The organism is Rhodococcus olei (assembly GCF_039540555.1).
Taxonomy (GTDB): Bacteria; Actinomycetota; Actinomycetes; order Mycobacteriales; family Mycobacteriaceae; genus Rhodococcus_G; species Rhodococcus_G olei.
In genome coordinates, this window is sequence record NZ_BAABFB010000028.1 from 1 (window position 1) to 4,930 (window position 4,930).

General features: G+C 68.3%; 2 protein-coding genes and 1 pseudogene. All 3 read left to right on the forward strand.

The window, feature by feature from the left end:
* Window positions 1-441 precede the first annotated feature (441 nt).
* Window positions 442-1,443 carry an alpha/beta fold hydrolase gene (locus ABD951_RS06505; RefSeq protein WP_345342951.1) on the forward strand — a complete coding sequence of 334 codons (1,002 nt, stop codon included), beginning with the start codon at window positions 442-444 and terminating at the stop codon, window positions 1,441-1,443.
* A gap of 485 nt (window positions 1,444-1,928) precedes the next feature.
* A complete protein-coding gene (locus ABD951_RS06510) occupies window positions 1,929-4,187 on the forward strand; it encodes a helix-turn-helix transcriptional regulator (RefSeq protein WP_345342952.1) in 2,259 nt (752 codons plus the stop codon).
* A gap of 132 nt (window positions 4,188-4,319) precedes the next feature.
* Window positions 4,320-4,470 (forward strand): annotated as a pseudogene (locus tag ABD951_RS06515) (IS256 family transposase); the annotation flags it as partial.
* Window positions 4,471-4,930 lie beyond the last annotated feature (460 nt).

The following is a 4,930-nucleotide window of genomic DNA, read 5'->3' on the forward strand; positions in this document are numbered from 1 at the left end:
CCATGCACTCGACGTCCAGGGCCATGTGCCCGTCGAGCAGATCATTCACACTCGTCAGCGCAGCCATGAGTACCAGCGTGTCCGCAGCTCACCGTCTCGACAAGCCCCCACCTCGGCGGTCCGAGGCGAAGCCTCACTGGTGTCGCGGTCCTGAAATCGCAGGATGCCGCTCACTGCGTGCACCCCGGTGAGTCTGGGCGTCGCGCACCGACTGGAACATCGAGCCGAAGACGGCGTTATGGTCGACCAGTCGACGGCGCAGGCATCGGATCGCGTCCCGAACTCGTTGTCGAGGGTTGGGAGGGTGATCGTCTCGCGGAAGATGCCGCCGGTGACATGCGGCAGTCCGGTCACCCGGCGGCTGTGTCGCCGTTCCCCAGGGTATCGAGCTGATAAACTGCCGATTCCGGGAAATGAGAACTCCGGATCGGAGCACTCTCGATGCGCCTCAAAGTCGCCGTCGCCCTGCTTGCTCTCTCGCTCGCCACGGCAGGATGCAGCGGCGGTGAGTCCGGCACCCCGGCTTCGTCGACTGCCGGCCACGCGGGACGGGCCACAACGATCACGCCCGGGGGCAACGCCGATTTCGCCGGCCTGGTCGACATCGGCGGGGGCCGGAAAATATATGTGGAATGCGCCGGTGCCGGCTCTCCCACGGTCGTGCTCGTCGCCGGGAAGGGCAACGGTGCTCACGACGGCTGGGGCGAGGTCCTCGATCCCACCGACCCCGTGCGCCAGTCGCCGGACGATCAGGTCGCCCTCGGCGAGGGGAACCTGGGGCCAAGCGACACAGCCGTGTTCCCCTCGGTCGCCAAATTCACCCGGGTCTGCGCGTATTCCCGTCCGGGCACGGGACTCGACGACCCGCAGACGTCCACCCCGGTGCCCCAGCCGCACCGAGTCGCAGACGCCGTCGCCGATCTGCACGCGGCGTTGGGCGCGGCGGGCGAATCCGGACCCTACGTTCTTGTCGGGCACTCGTACGGAGGCCTGATCGTCAGGCTCTTTGCGAGCATGTATCCCAGGGAGGTATCCGGTCTCGTCATGGAGGACGTCGTCTCGGAGTTCGAGACGGAAACGACGACCCCGGACGAGTTCGCGAACTGGGACAAACTGAACAGCACGACCGACGGGACGCACGAAGCCGTCCTGTTGATAGACGCCATCGACGAGATCCGCGCTGCACCCGCGATGCCCGATGTGCCTGCCGTCGTGCTGAGTTCGGACAAGCCCCCGAATCGTCAGGCGATCGAAGCGCAGAGCAAGGAATTCGGTGCGCTGCCGACATTCGGGGCGTGGCTCGCGGCGCACGATCTGCTGACGAAGTTCCTCCGCGCCGAGCACATCACGGGCACCAACAGCGGTCACAACATCGAGGTCTACCAGCCCAAGCTCGTGACGGACGCGATCCATACGGTGGTCGATCAGGCTCGCGGGAAGTGACATCCCGCAGGCGACACGGTCCCATCACCCGGGTCCCCGCGTGCCGGGGTGCTTCAGTCCGGCGGTTCACGGTGCCTCCGGCAAACGAGATCGAGTTCAACTACTCGATAGTCCGAATGTGCCGAGGACCCCGACCACCGCGTCGGTGAACACCACCGGTTGGATTGGTCCATCGAGCACATGTGCCCGCCGTCGGCGAGCCGCATCAGTCGTGCGGCCGAGATACCAGCGGCGTCCCCCTCGGCGATCGGACCGAAATCCACTGTTGTGCAACATTGTTGGTATGCCGATAAGGGCATTACGGCATTAGCCCTGGCAGGGGTCCTCGTAACGTCTGCCGGATCGCGAACTGCGACTCTCCGACTGCCGTACGCCCTGCCGGCGCCCGTCGATCCCGCCGCCCGCCAGCGGTCTGCGACGTCATCCCCGGATCCGTTGCGGGACAAGGCAGATAACCCGAGGATCGGCAGGCGCGGGTCGATCCGATGTCGGTGCTCCTGACGCTGCGGAGCGGGGAGTCGGCGCCGGATGCGGTCACCGGGTTGTGGAAGGACGGGTACCTCGACCGGTGTGAGGTGCAGCCGTTGTCGGAAGTCGAGACGGCGGAGTTGCTCGAGGCGGTGCTCGGGGGGCCGGTGGACAGTGCCACCGCGGCACGCCTGTGTGCGTTGGCTCGTGGCAGTGCGCTGTATTTGCGGCAGCTGGTCGAGAGCGGTCTCGAGTCCACTCGCCTACGGCAGGTCGGCGGGGTCTGGCGGTGGGAGGGACCGTCGCTGGTGTCTCAGGGTCTGTCCGAGCTGGTCGAGGCCCGGATGGGGAACCTGTCGGACCCGGTACTGGACGTGGTGGACGTCCTCGCTTTCGGTGAGCCGCTGCCGGTGTCCCTGCTCGCCGAAATGACCGACCCGGCCGCTGTCGAGCAGGCCGAGGCGTCCGGGTTGGTGCATGTGGCCGGCGACGACGTCCCGCTGCAGGCCCGGCTCGCGCATCCGCTGTACGGGGAGGTGCGCCGGCTGCGGACCGGCCCGCTGCGCGCGGCCCGGGTGTGCCGCCGTGTGGCGCAGGCGCTCGGGGAGGCCGACGACAACGGCGGCGCGGATGTCCTGCGCCGGGCGATGCTCACGCTCGACGCCGATGCCGCGTTAGGCGCCGAGGGTGAGGCGAATCCGGTGTTGTTCACCTCGGCCGCCCAGCGGGCGCTGGAGCTGTGTGACGTCGCCCTGGCTACACGGCTCGCCGGTGCCGCGGTGGCTGCCGGCGGTGGGTTCGTTCCGCATTTCCTCCTCGTCTACGCCCTGAGCATGAACGGTCAGGGCGAGGACGCCGAGCGTGAGGCGGCGCTCGCGATGGAGGCATCCACCGATGAGCAGCGGGTTCAGGTCGCCCTGTTGCGGGCGGGAAATCTGTTCTGGGCGCTCGGCCGGCCCGACCAGGCCGAGGCCACGCTGGACGCGGTCGACTTGCTGGCGACGACCATCGGCGCCGGTCCCGAGCTGGACGCGTTTCGCGCACCGATTTCGGCCTTTCTCGGCCGGCATGAGGACGCGATCCGGGCCGCAACGAAGGCGCTCGCATCGCCGTCGCTGCCCGATCTGGCGGTCGGGATGGCGAGCTGGGGTCTGACGCTCGGGCTCGGGGTTGTGGGCCGGGTCGACGAGATCGGACCGGTCGTCGACCGGGCCGCTGCCGCGGCGACACGAACAGCGGAGGGCCGCCTGCTGCTCCTGCCCGTCAAGAACTTCCAGATCGATGCGCTGCGCCTCGGCGGATACCTCGCGGAAGCCGAAGCTCTCGCGCGTGAGGAGGACGACACCTGGGAGGTACCCGGCCACGGACAGCTCATGGCGCTGTTCCTGCTGGGGTGCACGGCGCTCGGGCGCGGCAAGCTGCGCTCCGCGAGGCGCCGGCTGCGGGAGGCATACGCCGGATCCGCAACGGGCAACCAACCCACCTGGGCGCTCGCGTGTCAGCTGTATCTGACGCAGGCGGTGGCCATGTCCGGTGACACGGCCGCCGCCGAGCGGGAGTTGGCTGCCCTCGACGCGGCCATCCGCGATCACCCGGCGCCGAACATCCTCCACTCGATCCAACCGGAGATCATCCTGACCCGGGCGTGGGTGGCGGCCGCCCAAGGTACGGTCAGCCAGGCCATCGGGCTGGCGCACGCGACCGCCGACACCGCCAGGGCGACAGGGCAGCTCGCGCACGAGGTATATGCGCTGCACACCGCGGTGTGCTTCGGTGACAGCACCGTCACCGACCGACTGACCGAACTCGCCACTCAGGTGGACGGGCCACGAGCCCCCGCCGCAGCCGCGCAGGCAGCCGCGCTCGCCGCCGACGACGCCCACGCCCTGCTCGAGGTGTCCGAGCGGCTGGAACGGATGGGGGACCTGCTTGCCGCAGCCGATGCCGCCGCGCAGGCGACCACCGCTTACACCCAACACGGGCTGCGTGGGTCCGCGACCACCGCCGCCGCGCGTGAACACCGGCTGGCGAAGGAGTGCAAGGACGCGAAGACCCCGGCGCTGGCGCTGGCCCTCCGACCGCTGCCGCTGACCGCCCGGCAACGCGAGATCGGCGCCCTCGTCGCCCAGGGGATGTCCAACCAGCAGATCGCCGACCGCCTGACGATGTCGGTCCGCACTGTCGAGGGACACATCTACCGCGCCGGAACCAGGCTGGGTTTCACGAACCGCGCGGAGTTCGGTGCCCAGTTCCGTGACGACGCCCCCAGGGACTGAGCCTGACGGACGGCATCATCCACCACCGGGCTATCGCGATGTGCAGTGCCATCGAATCTGCGGCCCTCGGCGCTGGTGGCAGCCGTGCCCGGCGACATGCTGCCGGACACCGTCCCGGGAGATATCAACTCCGAGCAATCCGCGCTCAAGTGTCTCTACCTCGCAACCCGGGCCCTGGACCCTGACAGGGAAGGGCAGAGCACGTTGGGCGATGAGGTGGAAGCCGGCACTGAACGCTTTCGCAGGCGCCTTCGAGGGCCTGAGCACCCCGAGTGAGAAGTAAACCGATGCGCCAGAACCGGATCCACCGGAAAGTGACACTCCCTTCGCTTCAGGTGCGGCAGGTCGTCGAGATGGTTGTCGCACCTGAAGCGTGTGTCGGTCAGACAGTGCAGAGCGCTGCGATGGGGATTCCGATGAGCGGGACGAACAGCAACGGTGCGCATGCGACACCGAACCCCGGTCCGAGCGTCACGGGATGGATTGTCTCGGGCGCCGGTGGTGTCGGGGCCGGTGCTGCTGCTGCGACACCGCCGGCGCCAAGCGCGATGAGGGGTGCGATTGCGGTTGCTGCGATCGCGGTCTGGAATGTGTTCCTCTTCATGATGTTTCCTTCATTGGTGCGGCGGGACTGGCTACCGAGTGGATTCGTTCCCGGGACTGCTGCACGATCGGGTGACAGATTCGGTCACGCAGCCTGAGTGGCTGGCGTGGTCATGATTGTCTCGTATTCGACGGGGGTC

Coding starts and splice junctions, on each gene's coding strand:
- ABD951_RS06505 (WP_345342951.1), top strand. CDS start 442: ATGCGCCTCAAAGTCGCCGTCGCCCTGCTTGCTCTCTCGCTCGCCACG.
- ABD951_RS06510 (WP_345342952.1), top strand. CDS start 1,929: ATGTCGGTGCTCCTGACGCTGCGGAGCGGGGAGTCGGCGCCGGATGCG.